The organism is Halegenticoccus tardaugens (assembly GCF_004116405.1).
Classification (GTDB): Archaea; Halobacteriota; Halobacteria; order Halobacteriales; family Haloferacaceae; genus Halegenticoccus; species Halegenticoccus tardaugens.
Genome location: NZ_SDIC01000004.1, coordinates 598602 through 622716, shown reverse-complemented (window position 1 = coordinate 622716; position 24115 = coordinate 598602). Strand labels below are relative to the sequence as shown.

Sequence of the window (24115 nt, the reverse complement as noted above, 5' to 3'; positions counted from 1 at the left end):
CGGGCTACGACGTGACGTTCGGCCGACGGCTGTTCATGGAGCACGGCGAGACGATCGTCACCGACGACCCCGCGGAGCTCGCCGACCGCGACTACTACACCCTCGCGTACGCCGAAAAGCGCGACCTGAAGCGGGACGAAACCGGACTGTTCGAGTAGCCGCGTCTCCGGCGGTTCGAACGGACGCGTCGGATCCCGCTTCGATCCAATCTTTGGCTCTGGAAGCCACATGAAGCCATCTAGTGCCATTGAGTACCGCTATCAGAACCCGTGGCCGAGGAGCCGTCGGCGCGTCGTCGTACGTCACGGAACCACCCCGACGGACGCGACCGCGAATAGCGCCTCGCCGCCGCGGGCGATGACGAACGAGAAGGCGAGCGCCGCGAGCGCCTGCCGGCAGAGGAGCGTCGCGGCGTACCGCGGCGACACCTCCGTCGCGACGGTGAACGCCGTGACGAGACACGGGAGGAACGTTCCCGCGAGGTAGACCGCGACGAGCACGCCGAGGGGCGAGACGCCCACGAGCGCGCCGCCGCTGCCGTCGGCGGCGAGCAGCGCGATGCCGTCCTTTCTGATGGACGCGAGCACGACGACGAGCGCCACCTCCGGCGGCAGCCCGAAGGCGCCCGCGACGGGACCGAGCGCCTCGCCGAGCGCGTCGATCGCGCCGATCCGATCGAGGAGCGCCGCGACGACGCAGATGCAGGCGAACACGGGGAGCGCGGTGCGGAAGAAGCCGCGGATCGACCCCCACGCCTCGCGCCCGACCGCCCGCGCGCTCGGCCGCGTCAGGAACGCCCGGCGTCCGGCGACGGGCGATGCGCGCCGCGCCTCCGCGGGGGCGATCAGCCGGAGGTAGACGAGCGTCGTGGCGGCGAGCACGACCAGGTACGGACCGACGAGCCACGGCGTCCCGACCGCGGCGAACACCGCGAGCGTCGCGGGGAACTGGTAGGAGCACGCCGACCCGAAGGCGATCGCGGAGACGGTCGTACACCGCGTGCAGTCCGAACAGCTCCGCGTGCCGACGACGGCGGGCACGTTGCACCCGAAGCCCATGACGACTCGGACGAGGTCGTGTCCGGTCAGTCCGACGCGGCGGGTGTAGGGATCGAGGGCGGCGGTGAGCCGCGCGAGCAACCCGCTCGCCTTGTACGCGCCCGTGAACGCGGCGAAGACGAGCATCGTCGGCCCCGCCCAGACGAACAGGAACGGTCCCATGGCGAGGAGACCGTAGTCGCCGGCCAGCGCCGCACGCAGCGGACCGGGAAGGCTCGCCGCGCCGTCGACCGCCGGTCGGAGCGCGGTCTCGACCGCCGGATCGAGGCCGGCGGCGACGCCGTTCGCGAGGAGGACGGCCGCGACGGCCGGGAGGAGGAGGGCGAGCGCGCAGAGCGGCGGCCCGAGGTACGGGCGTTCGAGCGCCGTCTTCGGGGGTTCGATCCGCCACCCGACGCTCGTCCCGACGCCGCCCGGCAGCGAGTCGGCGCGTTCGAGGGCGCGGCGGATGCGGTCGGCACCGTCTCGGCCGTCGCTATCGCAGACGGCGTCTCCGCGACGGTCGGTCGCGCCGCCGTCGCCCGCGCGGCCGCCGCCTCCGCGACCGACCGCCCCGCCCCCGTCGACGCGGACGGGTTCCTCGTCGATCCGACCGACCGAGCGGGCGTCGACTGGCACGACGGGCACCCCCAGGTCCTCGCGCAGCTCCTCGATCGCCTCGCGGGCGTCCGCGCTCGCTTCGACCGCGTCCCAGAAGGTGACGACGACCGCGCCCGCCTTCCCCTCGACGAGGGGGAGTAGTTCGTACAGGTCGCGATCGGGATCGGTGGCCGGAACGACGAGGAGCGCGAGGTCCGCCGCGTCGAGTCGGGCGAGCGCCTCCCGCGTCGTCGCGGTGTCGGCGTCGGGTGCGATCCCCGGCGTGTCGACGAACCGGTACGCGCCCGCGGGGTACGCCTCGCTCCGGACGGTCGTCCCCCGGAAGTTGCCGCTCGTCGGGCCGCCGCCGGCGAGCGAGGAGACGAGCGAGGACTTCCCGACGGCCTCCGTTCCGACCACGACGACGTCGCGTCGATCGTCCATGCCTAGCAGTCACAGAGCTCCGGGTCGCAACACGAGAGGTCTTCGAGGAACATGTCCTTCTCCCGGTAGGCGTCGAGCGGTTCGCGGTCGACGCCGAGCCGTCTCGCGATCTCGTCCGCCACCGCGGCGAACCGCTGTCTGAACTTGTACACGAAGCAGAACTGCTGTCCGTCGTGGCGGACGGTCGGGCCGACGAGAAAGAGCCCCGGCGTCTCGGTCGACTCGTCCCGGTCGGTGAGCGCGGGGTGCCCCTCGTCGAGTTCGAACAGGTCCTCGACGAGGCCGACGCTCCCGTCGAAACCGGTCGCGAGGACGGGGCGGTTGTCGGTGACGAACCGGCGGTCGCCGTCCGTGAGAACCGCGTAGCCGCCGTCGTCGGTCCGCTCGGCGCGCGTCACCCGCTCGTCGGCGACGAGGTCGATCTCCGCGCCGTCTTCGAGCGCGGCCTCCAGCCGCTCCGCGGTGTACGGCGAGAGCACCTCGCTCGGATCGGGGGACCGGATCCGCCACGGACCGGTCTCGTCGATCACGGCGACGCGCAGGCCGCGCTCGGAGAGCGCCAGCGCCGCGTCGATCCCGCTTTCGGCCCCGCCGACGACGACGGCCCGATCGCCGTCGCAGCCGTCGGCGTACGACCGCCACGAGCCGACCGTCGCGTTGTGCACGCAGGCGTCCGCCCCCGGGAACGGATCGCGGTTCGGGTACTGGAACTGGCCGGCCGCCCAGACGACGAACTCGCTTTCGATCGTCCCCGCGGACGTTTCGAGCGCGAACCCGCCGTCGTCCGGTGCGACCTCGCGCACGTCGATTCCCGCGCGCACGGGCACGTCGTGGAACTCGACGACGGCTTCGAGGTACTCCGCGTACTCGTCGCCCGAGGGGTGCTCGCGGTTGAGCGCGAACGCGGGCGAAGTGTCGAGCGTGACGGCGTTGAGGTCGCGCGCGCCGAAGGTGTTGCTCGGGAACGACGGGGTGAGAAGGCGCATCTCGTCGGGCCACCGCCGGAACGACGCGCCGACGTCGTCGCGTTCGAGCAGCGCGAATCGCTCGATACCGAGATCGCGGAGGACGACGCCGACGCCGACGCCCGCCGGTCCCGCGCCGACGACGGCGACGGCCAGTTCGTCGTCGAGCGTCGAGGACACCGTTACTCGGCCCCCAGCGCCTTCCGGAGCGATCGGAGGTTCACCCGTTCCATGACGTCGAAGTACCCCCAGCCCTTCTCCTCCCACTCCGCGGTCAGCCCCTCGAGGGTGGCGATCGGGAGCGCCTCCTTCGCGTCGGTCTCCGCGACCAGCTGGTTCGCGGCGCGATCGGACTCGAGCGAGGGCGCGAGGATGTACTCGATGTCGTGTTCGTCGATCAGCTCCTGCGCCTCGCGGATGTCCTGCGGGCTCGGCTCCGAATCCGGCGCGAGCCCGGTCAGCGCCCGAATCTCGAACCCGTAGCGGTGGCCGAGGTACCCGAACGCGTCGTGGCCGGCGACGAGGACGACGTCGAGCCGCCGCTCCGAGAGCGCCGATTCGAACCGCCCGTCCAGCTCGTCGAGCTTCGTCCGGTACGCGTCGGCGTTCTCGGCGTAGCGCTCCTCGTTCTCGCCGTCCGTCTCGACGAAGCCGTCGCGAACGTTCGCCACCGCGCGCTTGGTTCGACGCGGATCGAGCCAGAAGTGCGGGTCCTCCGCACCGTGGTCGTGATCGTGTTCTTCCTCGTCCCCGTGACCGTCCTCGCCCTCGTGGTCGTGCTCGGACTCGTTTTCGGGGTCGTGACTCGACTCCCCTTCGTGGTCGCCGTGATCGTGTTCTCTCTCGTCCCCGTGACCGTGGTCGTCGTGGTCCGCTTCGTCGCCGTGGTCGTGACCGTCCCCGTTGCCGTGGTCCTCGTCGTGGTCGTGTCCCCCCTCGGACGCCTCGATCAGGTCGATGCCGCGGCTGGCCTCGATCACGGTGACGTCCGACCCGTCCGATTCGAGGTTGGTGACGACGTCGTCCGCCCACGACTGGTACCCCTCGCCGACGTAAACGAACGCGTCGGACTCCACCACGTCCCGCTGGACGTTCGCCGGCGGCTCCCACCCGTGGCCCTGCTGGCCGGAGGGGACGACGCTCTCGACCGCCGCGGCGTCGCCGCCCACGCCGCTCGCGACGTCGTACAGCACGAAGAGCGAGGTCTGGGCGTCGAGACCCGGATCCGAGTCTCCGGCGGTCGGATCGCCGCCGACCGAGTCGAGACACCCCGCGAATCCCCCCGCCGCGATCGCGCCGCCGAACGCCAGCACGTCTCTGCGCGTGTGCTCCATACCGACCGCTACGCGCCTCACCGTATATAAATTATTATTTCTTCCTCCATTTTTAGTAACCACACACAAAATAGCCGTGTTAGTTGATAACGGGTCCTCTCCGGCGTTCTCCGCGGCCGTCCGTCGGAGCGGCGAAATTCGAAGGACGGATATGGCTCCGGTTTCGATCGCCACCAATGAAGACTCCCACCGGCGAAACGTCGACGAACGGGGGTCGCCGGTCGCGGGCGGGGCGGCGTTTCGCCGTCGGCCTCGCCGTCGCGCTCGCGGCCTGCGGTTCCGTCGCGCCGATCGTCTCGGCCCACGGGGGCGCGCACGCGTCGCAGACCGTCCACTGGGAACCGCTCGCCTTCCTCCTGCTCGGCGCGCAACTTCTCGCCGGAAGCGTCTACGCTGGCCGGGTCGGCTGGACCGACCGACGAGCCTTCGTCGTCGCCGGCGCGTGCGCCGGCGCGGTCCTGCTCGCCGTCGGCGGGCTCGGGCTGTTGTGAACGCGTCGCCGTCGACGCGCTCGCGTCGCGTCCCGCGCCGTCGGCCGATCCTTCGACGACCGAACCATAACCGAGAATAATACCCCACTTCTACGCCAACGCATGGACCAAGCGCTTCCGCGGCGGACGTTCATCGGCGCGACGGGCATCGCGGGACTGGTCGGACTGGCGGGCTGCACCTCGTTGGGCGGAGAGGGGGCGGGCGGTCCGGACGACGAGCGCTCCGCCGACGGGACGGCCGGAACGGCGGAGACGACCGAGGCCGGCTCGGACGAGTCGGGCGACGGATCGGTCCCGCGGGAGGACGTCCTCTACGCGTTCGCCCCCGAATCGATCGCCGTCGTCGATCCGGACGCGGCCGAGGTCGTCGCCGAGGTCGCCGACGCGCCCGCCGACATGGAGCCGAAGGACGCGGTCGCGAGCGCGGACGGCCGACGGCTCTTCGTCAACGACGAGGCCCGCTCGCAGGTCGTCGTGATCGACACGGAACGGGGGGCCGTCGAAGCGGAGGTGGACGTCGGCTCCGGAATCACGCACGCGTTCCGCCCCCGGCCGGGCGAGATCTGGACCCACGCCGACGACGAGGGAACGTTCTACGTCGTCGACGCCGCGTCGCTTTCCGTGACGGACAGGGTCGTGAGCGGCGACGACGAGACCGGCCACGGGAAGCTCGTCTCCCACGAGGACCTCGGCGCGAAGGCGTACGCCACGAACACCGACGACGCCGCCGTTCACGCGATCGATCTCGACGCGAAGGAGAAGACCGGATCGGTGTCCCTCCCCGAGGGATCGGGCACGCACTACGCGGCCTACTCGCCCCGGAGCGGGCACCTCTACGTCGAGTACACCGACGCCGAGGTGACGGCGGTCGTGGACGCGGAGGCGGAGGAGCTGATCGGCCACCTCGACGTTTCCGGCGGCCTGTACGCGTCGCCCGGCGGGGAGGTGCTCGCGGTCGTCGACGGCCACGGCGGGGAGGTCCACGTCGTCGACGCCGCGGCCGACGACGAGGTCGTCGCGTCGATCCCGGTCGAGGGCGGTCCCGACAAGGTCTACTTCCACGAGGGCGACGACGGGCTGTGGGGATTCACGACGAACACGGCGGACTCGAACAGCGCCGTCGTCGACTTCGAGGCGTTCGAGGTCGCGACGCGGATCGACGTCGGCGAGATAGAGCGCCCCGAGGGCGCAGAACACCTCCACCGGTCGGGAACCACGGGCGGCGGGTACTTCTTCACGCCGGCGAGCGCCGACGGCACCGTCGCGATCGTCGACGCGGACGCCCGCGAGTTACACGGGACGGTTCCTGTCGAGGGAAGCGTGACGCAGGTCGCGTACGTGGGGTCGTCCTCGTGAGCGCGCGCGGGCGACCCGCCGCGGGGCGCGCGCGCGGACGCGGTCCGCGATGAGCAGCGACTCCACCGCCTCGCGACGCGGTCGCCGCGCGGCCCTCCTCGCGGTCGCGCTCCTCGTCGCCTCCCTCTTCGTCCCGGTCGTCGTCGCGCACGCGAACCTCGAAGACGCCGACCCCGGCGAGGGCGAGCGGGTCGAGGAGCTACCGGGTCGGCTCTCACTCACGTACACAGAGGGCGTCCAGCTCGCGGACGTCTCCGTCGTCGACGCCGACGGGACCGACGCGACCGCCGGGGACGCCCGGATCGGGTCGGACGGGCGCGTCACCGTCCCGCTCGAGGACCGGGCGGACGACGAGGGGTTCTACACCGTCCGGTGGGAGGTGCTCGCCGACGACGGCCACGAGACGAGCGGGAGCTTCTACTTCACCGTCGGGGACGAGCCCGTGACGCGCGAGCAGATCCTCGCGGCGAACGAGGGCGGGGAGGCGGACGGCGGCTCGCCGATCGAGGCGCTCCTGAAGGGGCTGCTCCTCGTCGCGCTCGTCGTCCTCGTCGGCGTGCCGGCGACGCTCCGCGCGGTCGTCCACCCGGTCGCCGGCCGGTTCGACCTCGACGCCGCCCCCGTCGACGGCAGGGCGCGGACGCTCCTCGCCGGCGCGGGGGCGACGCTCCTCGTCGCGGCGACCCTGCTCGCCGTGCTCCGGTTTCCCGCCGCTCCCGCCGACGCGGCGCGGTTTGCGACCACGACGCTGGGTGCGTCGTGGATCGGACAGATCGTCGTCGCCGCGGCCGTCCTCGCCGTCGTCCGGCGGTCGAACGGTCGTTCCGACGGTCGTCGACGCTGGATCGCCGGCGCGTTCGTCGGCGGCCTCCTCGCGGGGGCGCTCGTGAGTTCGACGAGCCACTCGGTCGGCGTCGCGGGCGCGGTGCAGGGCGCGGCGATGGATCTCATGCACCTCGTCGGCGCGGCCTTCTGGGTCGGCGGCCTGTTCGCGCTGGCCGTCCTCGCGCCCCCGCTTTTCGACCGCGCGACGGCGTCGACGGCCGACGTCGCGGCGCACCTCGTCAGGCGGTTCTCGGTCGTCGCGCTGACCGGGATCGTGCTGGCGGGGACCGCGGGGTTCGCGCTCGCCTCGTGGCACGTCCCCGACGCCGGCGCGCTGGCGACGACGCGGTACGGGACGGCGCTCGCGATCAAAACCGCAGCCGCGGCGCTCGCGCTCGGCCTCGGCGGGTTCGTCAGGTTCGTCCTGATCCGACGGCTCCGGGCCCGCCCGTCCGCGGACGGCGCGGCGCGGACGTTCGTCCGGGCGATCCGCGCCGAACTGGGGTTGCTCCTCGTCGTCGTCCTGCTCTCTGGGCTGCTCACGGCCACGCCCACCGCGGCCTTCGTCTCGGAGGAGCGCGACGGATCGGCGGCGTCGCTCGAACGCGGCGTCGACGGCGGGGCGATCGAGCTGACCGTCGTGCCGGGCGACAGGGACGGCGAGTTCCTCCACGTGACGGCGGACGAACCGCACGTCCTCGACGTGGTCCTCACGCGCGACGGCGAGCCGGCCCGGGCCGAGGACGTCTCCCTGCTCATGGTCCACCGCTTCGAGGACGCGAGGCTGGAGACGGACCTCGAACGGACGGACGACGGCACGTACTCGACCGTCCAGACGTTCCCCGAGCCGGGCCTCTGGGAGTTCCGCGTGAGCGCGTGGGTCGACGGAACGTACGTGAGCGGGTGGTTCGACGCGTTCGTCATGACGGAGTCGCAGGCGGAGATGCACGCCCACGGGGGATCGACGCCGGGCGAGGACGAGTTCGCGGGGCTGTTGCGGCTCGGCTCGCTCCTCGTCGGCGTCGTCGGCACCGCGGCGCTCGCCTTCGAAGTCGCGGCGTTCGGCCGGTTCGAGCGAGGGCGGTGATTCGTTGGCGCGGCCGAACGCCGCGCGCGTAGAACAGAACCGCCGACCGCGGGCTGTTTCAGTGGTTCTCGTGGATGTGCTCGCGCAGTCCGTCCGCGTCGTCGAACGCCTCGTCGCACTCGGCGCAGGTGTTGTGGTGCAGCGCGACGTGCTGGGTGACGCCGGCCGCCGATCTGAACTCCGCGTCGCAGGTCGAACAGGTGTAGGCCATTTCAACCCACGGGTAGGGTCGGCACCGACAAAACGGTTGGTAGGAATCTCCCGAACGCGGTTCACAGACATTAGCAATCTCCCGATGTCGGCTAACATTCTCGCGGCGGATTCGACGCTCGAACACCTCCGCGGATTAGCAAGTACCGGGGAGTTTTTATTATTGTCACCGAACGACTAGCACACCAGATGTCGTACTCGAAAGTCAACTATCACGACGTCGAGCGCGTCGAGGACGCGATGCACTTCCTCCGAGAGCCGCTCGACACGGAACAGGTCGGCGTCACCATCGCGCGCTGCAAGCCGGGCTGGATCGGACGAAAGCACGATCACACCGACAACAAACAGGAGGAGGTGTACATCCTCATCGACGGAGAGGCGACGGTCACGGTCGACGGCGAGGACGTGCGGATGGGTCCCGGCGACGCGCTCTGGATCTCCTCGGACGCCACGCGACAGATCCGCAACGGGGACGAAGAGAGCGCGTTCGTGCTCGTGAGCGCCCCCGAGTTCACGGAAACCGGGGACGACAGCGAGTGGTCGCTTCGGGGCTTCACCGGGTAGCGAGCGCTCGCGACGCGACTTAAAGCGCCGTCTCACGCAGCAAACGACGTTATACCGGTGGCGACCCAACACCCGTTCGTGGAAAAAATCAGATATTATCAGTGCGTAAATTGCGGCTGGTCGGTCGCGAGCGAGGGTCGAACGGAGCGGACGATGCTGTCGATGGCGGCCGACCACCACGACCGGACCGGACACAGAATAACGAGCGATCTCGACCGCCCGGTCCCGTTTCGGTCCCCCGCCCGACTTTCACAGTACTGCTGAGTCCCGGTTCGTCCCGCGTCGACGCGCGAGGTCGTCGCGGCGGTCACGTCGCGGGCGACGCCCACCCGCGCTCGCTTTCGTTCAGCCGTTCGCACCCGTCGTCGGTGACGACGACGAGGTCCTCGATCCGGACGCCGAACTCGCCGGGGACGTACACCCCGGGTTCGACGCTGAACACCATCCCCGGTTCGAGTTCGACGCCGCCCCCGGCGACGATGTACGGCTCCTCGTGCACGTCGAGACCGACCCCGTGGCCGGTCCGGTGGATGAACCGGTCGCCGTACCCGGCCGCTTCGATCACCTCCCTCGCGGCCGCGTCCACGTCGCCCGCCCTCGCCCCGGGTTCGACCGCGGCCACGGCCGCCGCCTGCGCCTCCCGGACGACCGCGTGAACCTCGCAGAACGCGGCCGACGGATCGCCGCCGAAGACGACCGTCCGGGTCTGATCGCTCGGGTACTCGTCGACGCGCGTCCCGAAGTCGAGGACGACCGGGTCACCGGCCTCGACGATCCGGTCGCCGCTGCCGTGGTGCGGCTTCGCGCCGTTCGGCCCGGAGCCGACGATGGTCTCGAAGGAGAGGCCGTCGCCGCCGGCGGCGACGAGGCGACGTTCGATCTCCCGGGCGAGTTCGGCCTCGGTCATCCCGACCGCGTCAGAGCCGAGCGCCCGAACGTCGTCGACGACCCGGTCCGCGATCCGGCTGGCGCGTCGGATCGCGTCCAGTTCCGCGTCGTCCTTCCGGCGTCGGAGGGGCGCGAGCACCTCGCTCGCGAGACCGAACGACGCGTCGGGGAGGACGTCCCGGAGATCCTGCGTGAACCGCGCCCACATCGTGTCGTCGACGAGCACGCGCCCCCGGCCGACGTCGAACTCCCCGACGACCGCGCGGAGGCGCTCCGTGGGGTCCTCGTCGTCCGCCCACGTCCGAACGTCGTCCACGCGCGACGCCTCGCGGACCTGCTCCTCGTACAGTTCCGGGACGAAGAAGACGGGATCCCCCGTCGCCGGGAGCAAAAAGAAGAGGTGCCGCTCGCCCGGCTCCTCGGCGAAGCCGGTCGCGTAGAAGAGGTTCCGGCTCGGAAACAGGGCGAGCAGGTCGTCGCCGCGGTCCGCCAACCGGGTCTGGGCCTCTCGGGCTCGGCGCTCGAACGGTGTCATGTCGCGGGGTTTTCGGCCGGCGTGGAAATAGCTAGCGGACCCGTCGAACCCGCGAACTTCGAATCTCTATCTGAATAATTCAATTTTTACCATAATTCCTTCTCCAAAAGTATTATATCGTTGACGTACTGTCATCGGGTATGTCTCGATTGACGCGACGGACGTTTCTGACGGTGAGCGGCGGTCTCCTGGGCGGCGCGGCGGCCGGGACGACGGTGACGGCGGCGGAGCGGACGGATCGCTTCGTGGTCGATACGAGCGGCCTCTCGCGCGAGGACGTCGAAAGCGGCGCGTTCGACGTGGTACACGACCTGTCGGCGGTCGATCTGGCCGTCGTGGAGGGCCGCGCGGGCGACGTGAAGAAGGTCACCCGCTCGTTCGAGTCGGACGTCGAACTCCGACTCGGGCTCCCGGAGATGGTCGACGCGGCGCCCGAAAGCGCGACCGACGAACCCGGGTACGAGTACCAGTGGGACAAGCAGGAACAGCACATCCCGGAGGTCCACGAGATCTCGCGGGGGGAAGGGACGCGCGTGGCGATCGTCGACTCCGGCGTCGCGGCGGGCCACCCGGACCTCGAACGCGCGGTGAACCGCGACCTCTCGCGGAACTTCACCGGCGACGGCTACGGTGCGGGCGGGCCGTTCGGCGGCGACCACGGCACCCACGTCGCGGGCATCGTCGCGGCCGACGACCGCAACGAGGCGGGCGTCGTCGGGACCGCCCCCGACGCGGAGATCGTCGACTGTCGGGTGTTTTCGGCCGAGGGCGGCGCGTCGTTCGGCGACATCCTCGCCGCGATCGTCCACAGCGCCGAGGTCGGCTGCGACGTCGCGAACCTGAGCCTCGGAGCGTACCCGGTCTCCCGGAAGGAACTGGGCTCGTTCTACGGTAAGTCGCTCAACCGGACGATGACCTACGCGAACGCGGCGGGGACGCTGCTCGTCGTCTCTGCCGGCAACGACGGCGCGGACCTCCAGCACGACGGGAACCTGATCAGCCTGCCGAACGAGGGCGCGCAGGCGCTGGCGGTCAGCGGAACCGGTCCGATCGGCTTCGGGTGGGACGCCGGCGACGCGGAAGCGCCCGCGTACGCTCCCGCCTTCTACACCAACTACGGGACGAACGCGATCGACCTCGCCGCCCCCGGCGGCAACGCCGACGAGGGGGCGATCGGCTCCGACGACGTGCCGTGGCACCTCGATCTCGTCTACAGCACCGTCGCCGAACCGGTGTACGACGAGGACGAGGAAACCGTCGTGGACGTCGAATACGGCTACGGCTGGAAGGCCGGGACCAGCATGGCCGCGCCGCAGGTCGCGGGCGCGGCCGCGCTGGTGAAGTCGGTCGATCCGAACGCCAACGCGAATCAGGTCGAATCGAAACTCGCGCGGACGGCGGAGGTGCCCGACGGATACGACAAGACGTACTACGGCTCCGGGTTCGTCGATCCGCTGGCGGCGGTTCGGCGGTAGCTGCGCGGCTCGATCCGGCTCGACTCGGCTCGACTCGGCTCGACGACGGCGACGGCGGACGCCTCCCTCGGTCCGACGGTGGCGATTCCGCTACGACGCCCCTTTTTGTCCCGCGCGTCCGTTGTGACGGACGGATGAGTAGCTTCGCGCTCGACGCGCTCGACGACGCACGCGAGGCGACGGCGTCGCTCCTCCTGCCGGTCGACCGCAGGCGCTGGCTCCGCCTCGCGCTGCTCGCGTTCTTCCTCGGCGGCGGGACGGCGGTGGGCGGGAACGTCAACCTCTCGACGCAGCTACAACCGCTGAGCGACGCGTCCCTCCCGAGGCTCGTCACGGCTGACGTCGCACCCGGCGCGGCCGTCGTCGAGGCGGTCGTCGCGTCCGGCGGTGCGGTCGTCGCGCTGCTCGTCGCGGCCGGCGGTCTCGCGGCGGCCGCGGCGCTGTACGTCCTCCTCGGGTCGATCATGGAGTTCGTGCTCGTCGAAGGGGTGCGCTCGCGATCGATCCGGGTCCGCGAACCGTTCCGGGCGCACGCGGGCGACGGCCTCCGTCTTTTCGCCTTCCGGGTCGCGCTCGCCGCCGTCGCGCTCGCCGGGTTCGCCGTCCCGCTCGGAGCCGCGTTCCTCGCCGACGTCGCCGTCACGTCCGCGCTCGCGCTCCTCGCCATTCCGGCGCTCTTGCTCGCGGGGGCCGTCGCGCTCGTCGCCGCGCTCGCCGATCGACTCACCGTCGACTTCGTCGTCCCCGCGATGGTCGCGGAGGATCGGGGCGTCGTCTCGGCGTGGCGGCGCTTCGCCCCCGCGCTGCGCGCGTCGTGGAAGGGGTTCGCGCTGTACCTCCTCGTCCGCTACGCGCTGTTCGTCGGCGCTGGCGTCGCCGTCTGGTTCGTCCTGCTGCTCTCGGGGCTGCTCGTCGCGCTCCCGTTCGTCCCGGTGGCCGTCGGGTTGAACGCCGCGCTCGCCGCGGGCGCGCTCGGATTCGCCGGGTGGGCGGCGCTCGGCCTCCTCGCCGCGCTGTACGCGCTCGCCGTGGCCGTCGTCGCGCTCTTCGTGCAGGCCCCCGTCGTGACGTACTTTCGGTACTACTCGCTTTTCGCCCTCGGGCGGGCGGACCCGACGCTCGACCTCGTGTCGCACCTGCGCGGTGACGGGAGCTAGCCGTCGCCGTCAGCGCTGCAGTTCGAGCAGCCGCGCGCCGCAGTCCTCGCAGTCGTAGGTGACCACGTCGACGGAGCGACAGCAGGATTCGACCGTGTCTTCCCGGAACGCCGGGACGCCGCCGCAGGTCGGACAGAACGTGAGGAAGACGCGCAGTCCCGCGAGGAGCCGCCCTTGCGTCGCGCGGTCGAGCGACTCCCAGTCGGACAGGCGCTCTCGGAGCAGCGGCACGGCGGCGAGGTCGGCGACGAGCGCCTCGCGGGAGGGCCACCGCGCGGCTTCGATACCGCCGTCGGCGACCACGCAGACGCCGCCGCGGTCTTCGATCCCCGGCTCCGAGAGGCCGAGCACGTCGCCCGCGCGCCGCTCGGGCGCGTCGAGGACCTCCTCGGCCGCGCGCCGCCACTCCCGCTCGAACGACGGCGCGGCGCGCAGATCCTCGCCCGCGGGTTCGACCGCACCGATCGAGAGGAGGCGGGACTCGACGTCGAGGTGAGAAGGCGAGACGGCATTGTCGCCGTCGAGATCGGTAGACGAGACGGCATTGTCGCCGTCGAGGTCGACGGACGTCCCGACGTGCGGGTCCTTTCCGAACCACCGGAGGACGCGATCCGGGAGGTGGCGCTTCGTCAGTTCGGGCGTCCCCGGGACGAGGTAGCCGCGGAGGTAGATCGCCGCGACGGCAACCAGCGCGAAGGCGACGCCGGCGACCGGCGCGAGGCTTCCGATCGCGACGCTCCCGAGGGCGGCCAGGAGGAGGTTCACCACCGTACAGGGCGGACAGCGGTTCTCGCCGGTGTACTCTGGTTGTCTGAGCCGCTCGACCGTCGTTCGACCGATCGCGCGCATAAATACCGTATCGGACACCCACGTATAATAAACCTCCCACGGAACGAATACGAATGCGGCGGGTGGCGGATCGGCGGCGGGGAACAGGTCGGCGGTGGGGGACGGATCGGCGGCGGGGTGCGGGCCGACGACGATTCGTCCACCGGAGGGTCACTGGAGCCGTTCGATCGTCTCGACGAGCGGGTGGCGAGCGTAGTCCACGACGTTGATGTCGCTGATGGACGAGAGGCCCTCCTTTTCGGCGGTGCGTTGCATTCCGAGTTCGATGCGGTCGTCGACGACGATGACGTAGGCGTCCATCTCCTCGACGCCGAGGCTGTCGGCCGCCATCACGCGGTGGTGGCCGTCGGCCAGGAGCAGCGTCCCCGAGTTGTCGATGACGACGAGCGGCTCCGCGAGCCCCCGTTCGAGTTCGTACCGGCGACCCTCCAGTTCGTCGGCGTAGACGCGGCCCTGCGTCGGGATCAGCCGGGAGAGTCGTACCCTGCGTCGCCGCTGTTCGACCTCCGTGTCGTGGATCTGTTCGAGCGTCCGCATCAGCTTTCCCACCTTCTCGGGCGTGACGCGCTCGATCTGGCTGCGCACCACGTCCGTGTTGCTGATGATGCCCACGAGGTTGCCGGCGTCGTCGACGACCGGCAGCTTCTGGATGCCCGATCGGAGGATGACGCGGGCGGCGTCGGTCACCTTCATCTCCGGGTGGGCGACGATGAGGTCGTCCGTCATCACGGTGAAGATCGGCGCGTCGTCGTCCGCGAGGAGGAGGTCGCGCGCGGTGACGAACCCCTCCACCTTCCGGCCGTGGCAGACGGGAAAGCCGTTGTGCCCGTCGCTCTCGACGATGCGGCGGGCGACGTCGGCGACGGTGTCGTCGGGCGAGACGGTCGCCACGTCCCGGGTCATGTACTCTTTTACGACGGCTTTCCCGCTCATGCCGGCCGATACGGCCACGGTCGGCAAAAGCGTGCTGACTGATCGCCCGTCGACCGATTCGGACGGTCGAGTCGCCCTGGCCTCGCTTGCCGTCGACGGAGGGCTTACTTGCCGTCGACGGGGTACTGGAACGCGAGTTCCTCGATGATGTCGTCCTCGGGCGCGCTCGGCGCGGTTCTGAGGATCTCGAAGAACCGTTCCGTGATGATGTCGCGGACGATCTCCGCCAGCGACTCGGCCGACTCCTCGTCGACGTCGCCCAGGATGCCGAGCGGGATCTGCGCGCCGGCCATGTCGGCGTGGCCCCCGGCGCTGCCGATCTGGTCGAACGCGTCCCTGAGCGCCTCGCCCATGTCGATCGACGACCCGCGGGCCCGCGCGGAGGCGTACACCATCCCGTCCATGAACCCGTAGACGAGCGTCGTCTGGACGCCCTCCATGCCGAGGAGCATGTCGGCCGCCTGCGCCAGCGCGTCGCGGTCGCGGATCTGACCGACGCAACTCGCCAGCGCCGACCCCTGCATCTCGCGGTTGCGGATCGAACGCGCCATCGTTTCGAGCACCTCCGCGCTCATGCTCGGCGTCTCGACCCGATCGAGGACGCTCGCGTCGACGTACGGGAGCAAGAACGCCGCGGCCTCGAAGTCGGTCGCCGACACCTCCCGCGAGAAGTCGTTGGTGTCGACCCGAATGCCGTACAGGAGCGCCGTCGCCACCGTCCCGTCGGGGACGAGACCGAGGCGCTCGTAGTAGTCCGTGAGGAGGGTGCTCGTGGAGCCGGCGTCGCTTCTGAGGTCGACGAAGCGCGCTTCGACCGGCGCGCGCGGCGGGTGGTGATCGACCACCACGTCGACGAACGTGTCGTCGTCGAGGCCGTCGTTCACGCCCGGCCGCGAGTGGTCGACCAGCGCGATGCCGTCGTACTCCTCCAACGAGTCCTCGGGGTCGAGGCGGCGAAGATCCAGATCGAGCAGGTTGACGAGCGCGCGGTTCTGCTGGTGGGAGATCTCCCCGAAGTAGCACACGTCGGCGTCGACGCCGACGGTGCCCGCGAGGCGGGCGAGCGCGAGGGCGCTTCCGATCGCGTCCGGGTCCGGGTTGTCGTGCGTGACGACCGCGAGGCGGCCGTCGAGATCCCGGAGCACGCCGAACAGCCGCCGCAGACGCACGGCGGACGTGCCGGCGGTCGCGTCGACGAGCGCGTCGACGAGCGCCGCCTCTGGGTCGATCACGCGGTCCGCGACCTCGGCGAGCGCCGCCTTCGTCCCCTCGTCGGCTCCGACGCCGGTGTAGGCGACGAGGAGGGCGTCCGGGAACCGCTCGCGGGCGGTTTCCGCCGCCGCGAGGTTGCGCTCCGGGCGCTTGCTCGCGGCGACGATCACGTCGGCCGACTCTGGGTAGTTGGCCGGATCGGTGGTGTCGCCCTCGGTCGCGTTGATCCCCTCCTCGCGGAGGGCGGTGACCCAGCTCCGCTCCCGCGTGAGCACGCGAACGTCGCCGGGACGGTCGGCCGTCCGTTCGACGATGTCGCGGCCCACGGGACCGCACCCGAGCACCAACCGATACACCATAGGTATCAGTCGGCCCGATCACGGAAAACCCTACCGTCACGATTCCGGCGTCCGATGAACTCCCGCTCGATCCCGCCGCCCTCGCCTCCTTTCCGAGTGTCGAGCCGATGGAATTATTACGGCCGGATTCATGCCATTCACTGTCATGGACGAGCGAGACGACCTGGTGAGCGACGAGTTCGCGGATCGGCTCCAGCGGACCTGTCGCACGGCCGTCGGCGACAGCCTCCGGAGCATCACCTACTTCACGCCGCGGGCGTACGCGCAGGTGTACCTCCGATCCGATCTCGAAGCGGACGCGGACCTCGCCGGCTTCGTCGAACACGAGACGCTCGGGTTCCGCGCGCGGACCGCCTACCGGGGATCCGAACTTGGCGAGTACGAACACACCGTCAGGTCGTTCGAGAACGGCTACGTCACCCGCGTCACCGCCGACGGCGCGGGGGTGTTCGTCACGACCGACGGGCTGACGATGCGCCGCTCGGAGGAGGTCGCGGCGGCGCTCTCGCACACGCTGCGAGACGAATAGATCGAACGCGGTTCCGCGGCGAGGAGACGGAACGCGATTCTGCGAGACGCGGGGATCGAACGGCGGTTCCGTGAGAGGGGGGAGTCGAACCGCCGCTCAGCCGAACAGCGCCGTCGCGACGGTCTGCGCCGTCTCGATGACCGGGCCGAAGCCCGGAAGGAGCACGAGCGTGCCGATTGCGGCGACCATGATTCCGGTGTAGAGGCCGATCGGACGGCTCGTGAGTTCGAACGACCCGGTCGGCTCCTCGATCCACATCGCCTTGACGACGCGGGAGTAGTAGAACAGCGACAGGGCGCTGTTGACCGCGCCGATCGCGGCGAGCCACCAGAAGCCGGCCTCGATCGCGCTGAAGAACAGGAAGTACTTCGAGAAGAACCCGCCGAACGGCGGCAGCCCCGCGAGGCTGAACATGAACAGCGACATGGCGACGCAGGCCATCGGCGCCTGCCGCCCGAGGCCGTTGTAGTCCTCGAAGGTGCGGCCGACGCCCCAGTGTTCGACGAGCGCGATGAAGAGGAACGCGCCCGTGTTCATGAAGCCGTAGACGAGCAGGTGGGCCATGCTCGCGCCGAGCACGTTCCCGTTCTGCGCGCCGCCGGCCGAGAGCGCCGCGAGGCCGATGAGCGCGTAGCCCGCGTGGCCGATGCTGGAGTACGCGAGCATCCGCTTTACGTTCTCCTGCGTCGCGGCGGCGAAGTTGCCGAGCGTCATCGTCGCGACCGCGAGCACCTGGAAGGCGATCACCCAGTCGACCCCGATGTCGACGGCGGTCGCGATGGGGAACGCCTCCACGAACACGCGGAAGGCGACCGCGAATCCGGCGGCCTTCGAGGCCGACGAGAGGAACGCGGACACCGGCGCTGGCGCGCCCTCGTACGCCTCCGGGGCCCAGAAGTGGAAGGGGACGGAGGCGGTCTTGAAGGCGAAGCCGCCGGCGATCATCAGCACGCCGACGCCGGCGACGCCGAAGAGGCTCCCGTCGAGGTTCGAGAGGCCCTGCGCGACGTCGGAGAGCAGCAGCGACCCGGTCGCGGCGTAGACGAGGCTGATGCCGAAGACGAACACCGACGACGAGAGCGCGCCGATGAGGAAGTACTTCAGGCCCGCCTCGACGCTGCCGCGGTTCTTCTTCAGGTACGCGACGAGCGCGTACGACGGCAGCGAGGCGAGTTCGAGGCTGATGAAGGCCGTCGCGAGGCTGTTCGCGCTCGCCATGAGGCTCATCCCGGTCGCGGCGAGAAGCACCAGCGCGTAGAACTCCGCCTGGTCGGAGCGGCCGCGCAGGTAGTCGTAGCTCGCGACGAACACCATCGCCGCGACGCTCGTGAAGATGGCCGTGAAGAACAGGCTCATCCCGTCGACGACGAGCGCGTCGCCGTAGAGCGTTATCTCGCCGTTGACCTGCCCGGTGCCGGCGGCGAGGAACCACCCCGCCGCGCCGAGCGCGGCGAGCGTGCCGAGGACGGAGACGCCCGCGAGGAGGGCGCTGTCCGTCGAGTCCGGGTCGACGCTGTCGATGACGAACACGACGAGCGCCGTGAGCGCGAGCAGGATCGCGGGTCCGAGCGCCGCCCACTGCGGGAGCTGCGTCTGCAGCAACATCAGAGCCCACCCCCGTTAAGCATCGGGTCGACCGCGTCCGTGATCATCCCGAAGAACACCTCCGGGGCGACGCCGAGCGCGATGATGCAGAGGAGCAACACCGCGAGCGGCAGCGTGTCGTGCACCGGCGCGGCCGTGATCTCGTAGTCCGTCTCCAGCCGGAACGGGCCGAACAGCGTCCGCTGCATCGCGAAGAGGAAGTACCCCGCCACGATGACGATGCCGAACATCGCGGCCGCCGTGAAGACGGGCGCGGACGGGAGCACCGCCGACTCGAACGAGCCGACGAAGATGAAGAACTCCGCGGCGAAGCCGGCCATGAGCGGCAGGCCCATGTAGCCGAACGCGCCGGCGACGAGGATCCCCGACGTGATCGGCATCCGGTCGGCGAGACCGGACATGTCGCCGACCATCCGGGTGTGGGTGGCGTTGTAGATGACGCCGACCGTCATGAACAGCAGCCCCGAGATGAGGCCGTGGGCGACCATCTGGAACGTCGCGCCGCCGACGCCGTACTCGGTGTAGGCGACGAGGCCGAGGATGACGTACCCCATCGACGACACCGAGGAGTACGCCACGATGCGCTTGAGGTCCTGCTGGGCCAGCGCGAGGAACGCGCCGTAGATGACGCTGAGCACGGCGACGGCCGCGATGGGGACCGCGTACGCGCTCGCCACGTCCGGCAGCATCGTGAAGTTAAAGCGCAGCAGGGCGTACGTCCCCATCTTCAGGAGGACGCCCGCCAGCATCACGGACACCGGCGTCGGCGCTTCGACGTGGGCGTCCGGCAGCCACGTGTGGACCGGGACGACCGGCACCTTCACGCCGAAGCCGAAGAACATCGCGGCGAACGCGAGCGTCGCGAGCGCCGACGGGCCGAGCGCGCCGAAGCCGGCGAGCTGGCCGCCCCGGAGCGCCTGTGCGATCTCCGGCAGGCTGAACGACGTCACCGAGTTGCCGAGTCCGAAGACGAGCGCCACGAAGCCGATGAACATCACGAGCGACGCGACGTTCGTGTACACGAAGAACTTGATCGCGGCGTACTTCCGGCGCGGGCCGCCCCAGACGCCGATGAGGAAGTACATCGGGACGAGCACGGCCTCCCAGAAGACGAACCAGACGAAGAAGTCGAGCGCGGTGAACACGCCGAGGAGGTTCGCCTCCATGAACAGCATGAGGCCGTAGAACTGCGAGGCGCGCTCCGTGATCGGCGTCCACGCGCTGACGATCGAAAGCGACGTGAGCACCGTCGTCAGCACGATGAGCGGCATGCTGATCCCGTCGACGCCGACCTGCCACGACAGCGTGTAGCCGGCGACGCTGAGCCACTCCATCGTCGTCGCGAACGCGAGGTCGCCGCCCAGGAGGGCGTTACCGGTCGCGTCGAACTGTGACCACATGTAGAGGCTCCCGACGACCGGGAGCAGGCTGAGCGCGAAGGCGAACTGCCCGGCCCGCTCGTCCGGAGCGAGGAACGTCACCAGCGCGGCGACGAACGTGAACGCGATGAGTGCTTCGATGATCATAGGAACCAGCCTCCCATCAGGCCGATACCGAGGAGCAGCGCGACCAGTCCGAGCGTGAGCAGCGCCGCGTAGTTACTCACGACGCCGGTCTGGATCCGCCGGACGCGGTCGCCCGAGAAGAGGCTCACGCCCGACATCCCGTTGACCACGCCGTCGACGACGCCCTGATCGAACTTGTCCGCGCCGCGGGCGACGTTCTGCGCGGCCGTCTCCGCGAGCCACACCTGGTATTCGTCCTGATAGTAGTTGTTGAACAGCAGCGTCTTGGCGCTCCCGAGCCGGTCCGTGTGTTCGACCGGCGAGGGGACGTTGTACAGCTTGTACGCGAGCCCGGAGCCGGCGAGCGCCAGCCCGAGCGAGAGCGCGCCCGAGATGAGCACCGTCGTCGCCTCTGAGCCGACGTAGCCCGTCTCGTAGCCCGCGAACTGGCCGGTGAGCTCGACGTAGTGCTCGTTGGTGAGGCCGGAGACGCCGAGGTCGAGCCAGTCGTGCAGGAACTCGATGTGGAGCCCCGTCAGCTTCGCGACCGGCACCATGTTGACGAAGCCGGCCACCACGGCGAGGACGCCGAGGACCGCGAGCGGCCCCTTCACGTTCCAGTGGACGCCGTGCGGGTCGCGCGCGGTGTCCGTCCGCGGCTCGCCGTGGAACGTGAGGAACACCATCCGGAAGGTGTAGAAGCCGGTGAAGAAGACGGCGACGAGGCCCATCGCCCACGCGCCGAGGAGCAGCGGGTTCCCGCCGAGGCCGTGGGCGAGCGCCTCGTAGAGCACCTCGTCCTTCGACCAGAAGCCCGAGAAGGGGAAGATGCCCGCGAGCGCGAGCGAGCCCGCGAGGAACGTCCAGTAGGTCACGGGCATCCGATCCTTCAGGCCGCCCATGTCCCACATGTTCTCGTTGTGGTGCATCGCGATGATGACCGACCCGGCTCCGAGGAACAGGAGCGCCTTGAAGAACGCGTGGGTCATCAGGTGGAAGGTCGCGGCGATGTATCCGCCCGATCCCAGCGCGAGCATCATGTACCCGTACTGGGAGATGGTGGAGTACGCCAGCACCTGCTTGATCTCGCGCTTTACGACGCCCATCGTCGCCGCGAACAGCGCGGTGAAACCGCCGACGAACGCGATGATCGCGAGGGTCGTCGGCGTCAGCGCGTAGAAGCCGTACATCCGGGCGACGAGATAGACGCCGGCCGCGACCATCGTCGCCGCGTGGATGAGCGCCGAGACGGGCGTCGGACCCTCCATGGCGTCCGGCAGCCACGTGTGCAGCGGGAACTGCGCGGACTTGCCGACCACGCCGCCCAGCACGAGCAGCCCGACGATCGTGAACCACGTCGCCGCGTCGAAGCCGAACGTGTTCACGCTCGCGCCCTCGCCCGCGAGCACGGCCTCCGCGATCGCGGGGAACGATCCCTCGCCCGCGAACGCGGCGGTTCCGAAGGTGGCGAACACCGCCACCACGCCGACGAGGAAGAAGTAGTCACCGAAGCGGGTGACGAGGAACGCCTTCTTCGCCGCGCTCGGCGGGGCCTCCTCGCGGAACCAGAAGCCGATGAGCAGCCACGAGCAGAGGCCGACCAGCTCGAAGAACATGAACGCCATGAGCAGGTTGTCGGCGACGACGAACCCGAGCATGGAGGCGGTGAAGAGGCCGAGACCCGCGTAGTAGCGCGGGAGTCCCGTCTCGCCCTCGTCGTTCATGTACCCGAGGCTGAAGACGTGCACGAGGAACGAGATGAGCGTCACGATGACGAGCATCATCGCCGCGAGCGGGTCGATGAGCAGCCCGAACGTCAGTTCGAACGAGTCACCCGTGCCCGCCGCCCACGTGTAGATCGTTTGGTTGTACGTCCCGCCGCCCGCGACCGCCAGGGCGGCCCACAGCGAGAGCAGAAGCGATCCGCCGGTCGCCGCGATGCCCGCGAGCGCGCCGCCCTTGGGCATGTTCCGTCCCGCGCCGAGCGCGATCAGGAACGACAGGAACGGCAGGAGAACGATCGCCGGTGTGAAGTCGAATGCGCCTGCCATAGTTACCACCTCATCGTCGTCGCCTTGGCGACGTCCGTGTCCTTGAAGTTACGATACAGCACGAGGATGATGCCGATCCCGATCGCGACCTCGGCCGCAGCGAGCGCCATCGTAAAGAGCGCGAACGTCTGGCCGGTGACGTTGCCCCACTGCAGCGAGAAGGCGATGAAGTTGATGTTCGCCGCGTTCAGCATCAGCTCCACCGACATCAGAAACAGGAGCGCGTTGCGCCGCGTCAGGATGCCGAACAGGCCGATGCAGAACACCGCCGCCGCGAGCAGCAGGTACCACTGCGCCGGCACCATCACTCGTCACCTCCCGTCCAGTTCGACGGCGACTCCTCGTCGGAGCCCGAACGTCCGTCGCCCCGCTCCGCGCCCGATCCCTTCAACAGGTCGCGACCCCCGTCGGTCAGCGCGGTGACGACGCTTCCGTCCTCCTCGCGCTTCGCGAGGAAGACGGCGGCGTCGATCGCCGCGTCGAGGACGATGGCGATGATGATGAACGCCGCGAGGAAGCCCTCCGACCCGATGCTCCCGAAGTCGGTCAGGTCGAACATCGCGTAGCCGATGCTCGCGGTGACGTTGGCGTTCGGTCCGAAGCCCTCCGGCGACGGGAACGACGCGCCGGCGAACGCGAGCGCCATCACGAAAAAGAGCGCGACGGCCGCCAGACCGGGCACGAGATGCGAGCCGAGCTTCAGCCGCGGTTTGCTTGTCATGTGCTACTCACCTCCGGGTTCGTACGCGTGAGCATCACGGCGAACGTGATGAGGATGAGAACCCCGCCGACGTAGACGAGGATCTGCATCGCTGCGACGAACTCCGCCTGCAGCATCACGTAGTGCACCGCGACGCTCAACAGCGCGCCCCCGAGCAGGAGTGCGGAATGCCAGACGTCCCGCACGAGGACGACGCCGAGGCTGCAGCCCAACGTAACGAGGGCGAACAGCGCGAACGCGATGGTCTCATAAACCATTGTTTGTTTCTCCTTGAGGTATCCCTTTGAAGATTTCGAGATGGGGCCATCCGCCCCCTCTCGCGTCTCCTCCTTCCGCGTCTGCACGTTCCGTCTCACCGCCTTCCGCATCTCCGCCTTCCACGGCACCGCCGTCCGCGTCATCGCGTCCGCGCCGCCCGTCCCCGGGGGAGCCCCGAACGGTCGCGCGGTGGCGGCCGCGGCGAGGGCGACCCCGAGCGATCGTGCGGCGGCCGCCGCAACGTGAGTTTCGAGCGCTCATGCGCCCGACGCCTCCGCGACGAACAGGCCGGCGTCCTTCGTCACGTCCAACGCGCCGTCGGCCGAGATCGCACCCTCGGCCGCCGCCGCGACGTCGCAGAGCGCGCCGTCGTCGATCTCCGAACGCGACGACGCGTACTCGACGAGGGGGTCGACCCGCGTGACCCGGAGCGTCTCCCGGCGGCGGTGGGTCGACACCGAGTCGAACCGCCGTTCGAGGCGCGACGCGCCGTTCTCCAGCGTGAACCGCCCGGGTGCGTCGAGGGGGGCCTCGACGAACGGCGAGAGGAAGTCGTGAAGCTCCCGGGAGTCCGCCTCGCCGCGGGTCGAGGCGTAGAGCCTCCCGCCGGGGCGCAGCACGCGGTCGATCTCGGCCAGCGCGGCGTCGACGTCCGGGACGTGATAGAGCACGTGGTTCGCGACCACCGCGTCGAACGAGTCGTCGGCGAACGGCGGCCGCTCCGCGTCGGCGACGCCGAAGCCGAACCCGGCGGCGTCGCGGAGCGCCTCCCGCGCCGCGTCGAGCATCGGCGGCGAAAAGTCCGTCAGCACGCACTCCCAGCCGGCGGGGATCCGATCCCGGTTCGCCGCCCAGAGGTGGCCCGGGCCGCACCCGAGTTCAAGCACGCGGGCGCTCCGCGGGAGGTCGAACCGGTCGAACACCCACTCGTACCACCCCGTCTCCCGGGTTCCGAACGACTCTCGGAGCCGGAGTCTGGCGTTCAGCTTCGCCGGGTCGTCGTACTCGACGGTCCGGAGGAGCCAGCGACCGAACGTCGCGGCGGCTTCGGGGTCGACCGTCGGACCGGCGGCGTGTTCGTGCTCGGACATGAGTTGGTGGTCGTCGTCAGCGCCCGACCGCGGC

Annotated in this window: 23 protein-coding genes and 1 pseudogene; 9 read left to right on the top strand and 15 right to left on the bottom strand. The window is 70.1% G+C overall.

From position 1 onward, the window contains the following. A pseudogene (locus C3L37_RS25765) lies at positions 1-158 on the top strand (cobalt-factor II C(20)-methyltransferase); the annotation flags it as partial. Between the two features lie 144 nt (positions 159-302). Here the strand turns inward: C3L37_RS25765 and C3L37_RS14110 are convergent. The 3 genes from C3L37_RS14110 to C3L37_RS14100 are packed head-to-tail and all read right to left on the bottom strand — an operon-like array spanning position 303 to position 4380. After that, the gene (locus C3L37_RS14110) at positions 303-2081 is read right to left on the bottom strand and encodes a nucleoside recognition domain-containing protein (RefSeq protein WP_129115246.1); all 1779 of its coding nucleotides are present in this window, start codon (positions 2079-2081) and stop codon (positions 303-305) included. Between the two features lie 2 nt (positions 2082-2083). Next, positions 2084-3226, bottom strand: a complete 1143-nt coding sequence (locus C3L37_RS14105; RefSeq protein WP_129115245.1) for an NAD(P)/FAD-dependent oxidoreductase — start codon at positions 3224-3226, stop codon at positions 2084-2086. A gap of 2 nt (positions 3227-3228) precedes the next feature. After that, a complete protein-coding gene (locus tag C3L37_RS14100; RefSeq protein ID WP_129115244.1) occupies positions 3229-4380 on the bottom strand; it encodes a metal ABC transporter substrate-binding protein in 1152 nt (383 codons plus the stop codon). Between the two features lie 176 nt (positions 4381-4556). Between C3L37_RS14100 and C3L37_RS14095 the strand changes: the two genes are divergently transcribed. The 3 genes from C3L37_RS14095 (at position 4557) to C3L37_RS14085 (ending at position 8139) form a co-directional block, all read left to right on the top strand. Further along, positions 4557-4871, top strand: a complete 315-nt coding sequence (locus tag C3L37_RS14095) for a hypothetical protein (RefSeq protein WP_129115243.1) — start codon at positions 4557-4559, stop codon at positions 4869-4871. 102 nt (positions 4872-4973) lie between these two features. Next, positions 4974-6227 (top strand): YncE family protein, encoded by a 1254-nt coding sequence (locus tag C3L37_RS14090; RefSeq protein WP_129115242.1) that lies wholly within the window; start codon positions 4974-4976, stop codon positions 6225-6227. Positions 6228-6276: 49 nt separating this feature from the next. Continuing rightward, positions 6277-8139, top strand: coding sequence for a copper resistance CopC/CopD family protein (locus C3L37_RS14085; RefSeq protein WP_129115241.1), 1863 nt, complete (start codon positions 6277-6279; stop codon positions 8137-8139). Between the two features lie 58 nt (positions 8140-8197). On the opposite strand, the gene C3L37_RS24395 is transcribed toward C3L37_RS14085, so the two are convergent. Then, positions 8198-8350, bottom strand: a complete 153-nt coding sequence (locus C3L37_RS24395; protein ID WP_164974754.1) for a C2H2-type zinc finger protein — start codon at positions 8348-8350, stop codon at positions 8198-8200. 188 nt (positions 8351-8538) lie between these two features. Here C3L37_RS24395 and C3L37_RS14080 point away from each other — a divergent pair, with 188 nt between their 5' ends. Next, the gene (locus tag C3L37_RS14080; protein WP_129115240.1) at positions 8539-8913 is read left to right on the top strand and encodes a cupin domain-containing protein; all 375 of its coding nucleotides are present in this window, start codon (positions 8539-8541) and stop codon (positions 8911-8913) included. Positions 8914-9220: 307 nt separating this feature from the next. Here the strand turns inward: C3L37_RS14080 and C3L37_RS14075 are convergent, their stop codons facing one another. Beyond that, the gene (locus tag C3L37_RS14075) at positions 9221-10336 is read right to left on the bottom strand and encodes a M24 family metallopeptidase (RefSeq protein WP_129115239.1); all 1116 of its coding nucleotides are present in this window, start codon (positions 10334-10336) and stop codon (positions 9221-9223) included. A 140-nt stretch (positions 10337-10476) separates the two neighbouring features. On the opposite strand from C3L37_RS14075, the gene C3L37_RS14070 reads away from it, so the two are divergent. Continuing rightward, entirely contained in the window at positions 10477-11811 is a 1335-nt protein-coding gene (locus C3L37_RS14070) for a S8 family peptidase (protein WP_129115238.1), read from the top strand. A 134-nt stretch (positions 11812-11945) separates the two neighbouring features. Further along, on the top strand, positions 11946-12968 hold the full coding sequence (locus C3L37_RS14065; protein ID WP_129115237.1) for a DUF7544 domain-containing protein: 1023 nt from the start codon (positions 11946-11948) through the stop codon (positions 12966-12968). Between the two features lie 9 nt (positions 12969-12977). On the opposite strand, the gene C3L37_RS14060 is transcribed toward C3L37_RS14065, so the two are convergent. From C3L37_RS14060 to C3L37_RS14050, 3 genes are all read right to left on the bottom strand, one after another. Continuing rightward, positions 12978-13817: a hypothetical protein gene (locus C3L37_RS14060; RefSeq protein WP_129115236.1), complete on the bottom strand. Its 840-nt coding sequence runs from the start codon at positions 13815-13817 to the stop codon at positions 12978-12980. A 150-nt stretch (positions 13818-13967) separates the two neighbouring features. Continuing rightward, a complete protein-coding gene (locus tag C3L37_RS14055) occupies positions 13968-14750 on the bottom strand; it encodes a CBS pair associated ParBc domain-containing protein (protein WP_129115235.1) in 783 nt (260 codons plus the stop codon). 104 nt (positions 14751-14854) lie between these two features. Beyond that, positions 14855-16321, bottom strand: coding sequence for a DHH family phosphoesterase (locus C3L37_RS14050; RefSeq protein WP_129115234.1), 1467 nt, complete (start codon positions 16319-16321; stop codon positions 14855-14857). 145 nt (positions 16322-16466) lie between these two features. On the opposite strand from C3L37_RS14050, the gene C3L37_RS14045 reads away from it, so the two are divergent. Beyond that, positions 16467-16850 (top strand): DUF7522 family protein, encoded by a 384-nt coding sequence (locus tag C3L37_RS14045; RefSeq protein ID WP_129115233.1) that lies wholly within the window; start codon positions 16467-16469, stop codon positions 16848-16850. A gap of 96 nt (positions 16851-16946) precedes the next feature. Here the strand turns inward: C3L37_RS14045 and C3L37_RS14040 are convergent, their stop codons facing one another. From C3L37_RS14040 to C3L37_RS14015, 6 genes are read right to left on the bottom strand one after another with little or no spacing between them, the layout of a single operon-like run. Beyond that, entirely contained in the window at positions 16947-18455 is a 1509-nt protein-coding gene (locus C3L37_RS14040) for an NADH-quinone oxidoreductase subunit N (RefSeq protein WP_129115232.1), read from the bottom strand. After that, on the bottom strand, positions 18455-19981 hold the full coding sequence (locus tag C3L37_RS14035) for a complex I subunit 4 family protein (RefSeq protein WP_129115231.1): 1527 nt from the start codon (positions 19979-19981) through the stop codon (positions 18455-18457). Before C3L37_RS14035 ends, C3L37_RS14040 begins: the two co-directional genes overlap by 1 nt. Continuing rightward, on the bottom strand, positions 19978-22011 hold the full coding sequence (gene nuoL, locus C3L37_RS14030; RefSeq protein WP_129115230.1) for an NADH-quinone oxidoreductase subunit L: 2034 nt from the start codon (positions 22009-22011) through the stop codon (positions 19978-19980). The genes C3L37_RS14035 and nuoL overlap by 4 nt, the downstream gene beginning before the upstream one ends. Before the next feature lie 2 nt (positions 22012-22013). Continuing rightward, on the bottom strand, positions 22014-22316 hold the full coding sequence (nuoK, locus tag C3L37_RS14025) for an NADH-quinone oxidoreductase subunit NuoK (protein WP_129115229.1): 303 nt from the start codon (positions 22314-22316) through the stop codon (positions 22014-22016). Further along, positions 22316-22732: a proton-conducting membrane transporter gene (locus C3L37_RS14020; protein ID WP_129115228.1), complete on the bottom strand. Its 417-nt coding sequence runs from the start codon at positions 22730-22732 to the stop codon at positions 22316-22318. Before C3L37_RS14020 ends, nuoK begins: the two co-directional genes overlap by 1 nt. Continuing rightward, positions 22729-22989 carry an NADH-quinone oxidoreductase subunit J gene (locus C3L37_RS14015; protein ID WP_129115227.1) on the bottom strand — a complete coding sequence of 87 codons (261 nt, stop codon included), beginning with the start codon at positions 22987-22989 and terminating at the stop codon, positions 22729-22731. The genes C3L37_RS14020 and C3L37_RS14015 overlap by 4 nt, the downstream gene beginning before the upstream one ends. A 40-nt stretch (positions 22990-23029) precedes the next feature. Between C3L37_RS14015 and C3L37_RS14010 the strand changes: the two genes are divergently transcribed. After that, entirely contained in the window at positions 23030-23236 is a 207-nt protein-coding gene (locus C3L37_RS14010; protein WP_129115226.1) for a hypothetical protein, read from the top strand. 11 nt (positions 23237-23247) lie between these two features. Here the strand turns inward: C3L37_RS14010 and C3L37_RS14005 are convergent, their stop codons facing one another. Then, the gene (locus C3L37_RS14005) at positions 23248-24081 is read right to left on the bottom strand and encodes a class I SAM-dependent methyltransferase (protein ID WP_129115225.1); all 834 of its coding nucleotides are present in this window, start codon (positions 24079-24081) and stop codon (positions 23248-23250) included. Positions 24082-24115: the final 34 nt, after the last annotated feature.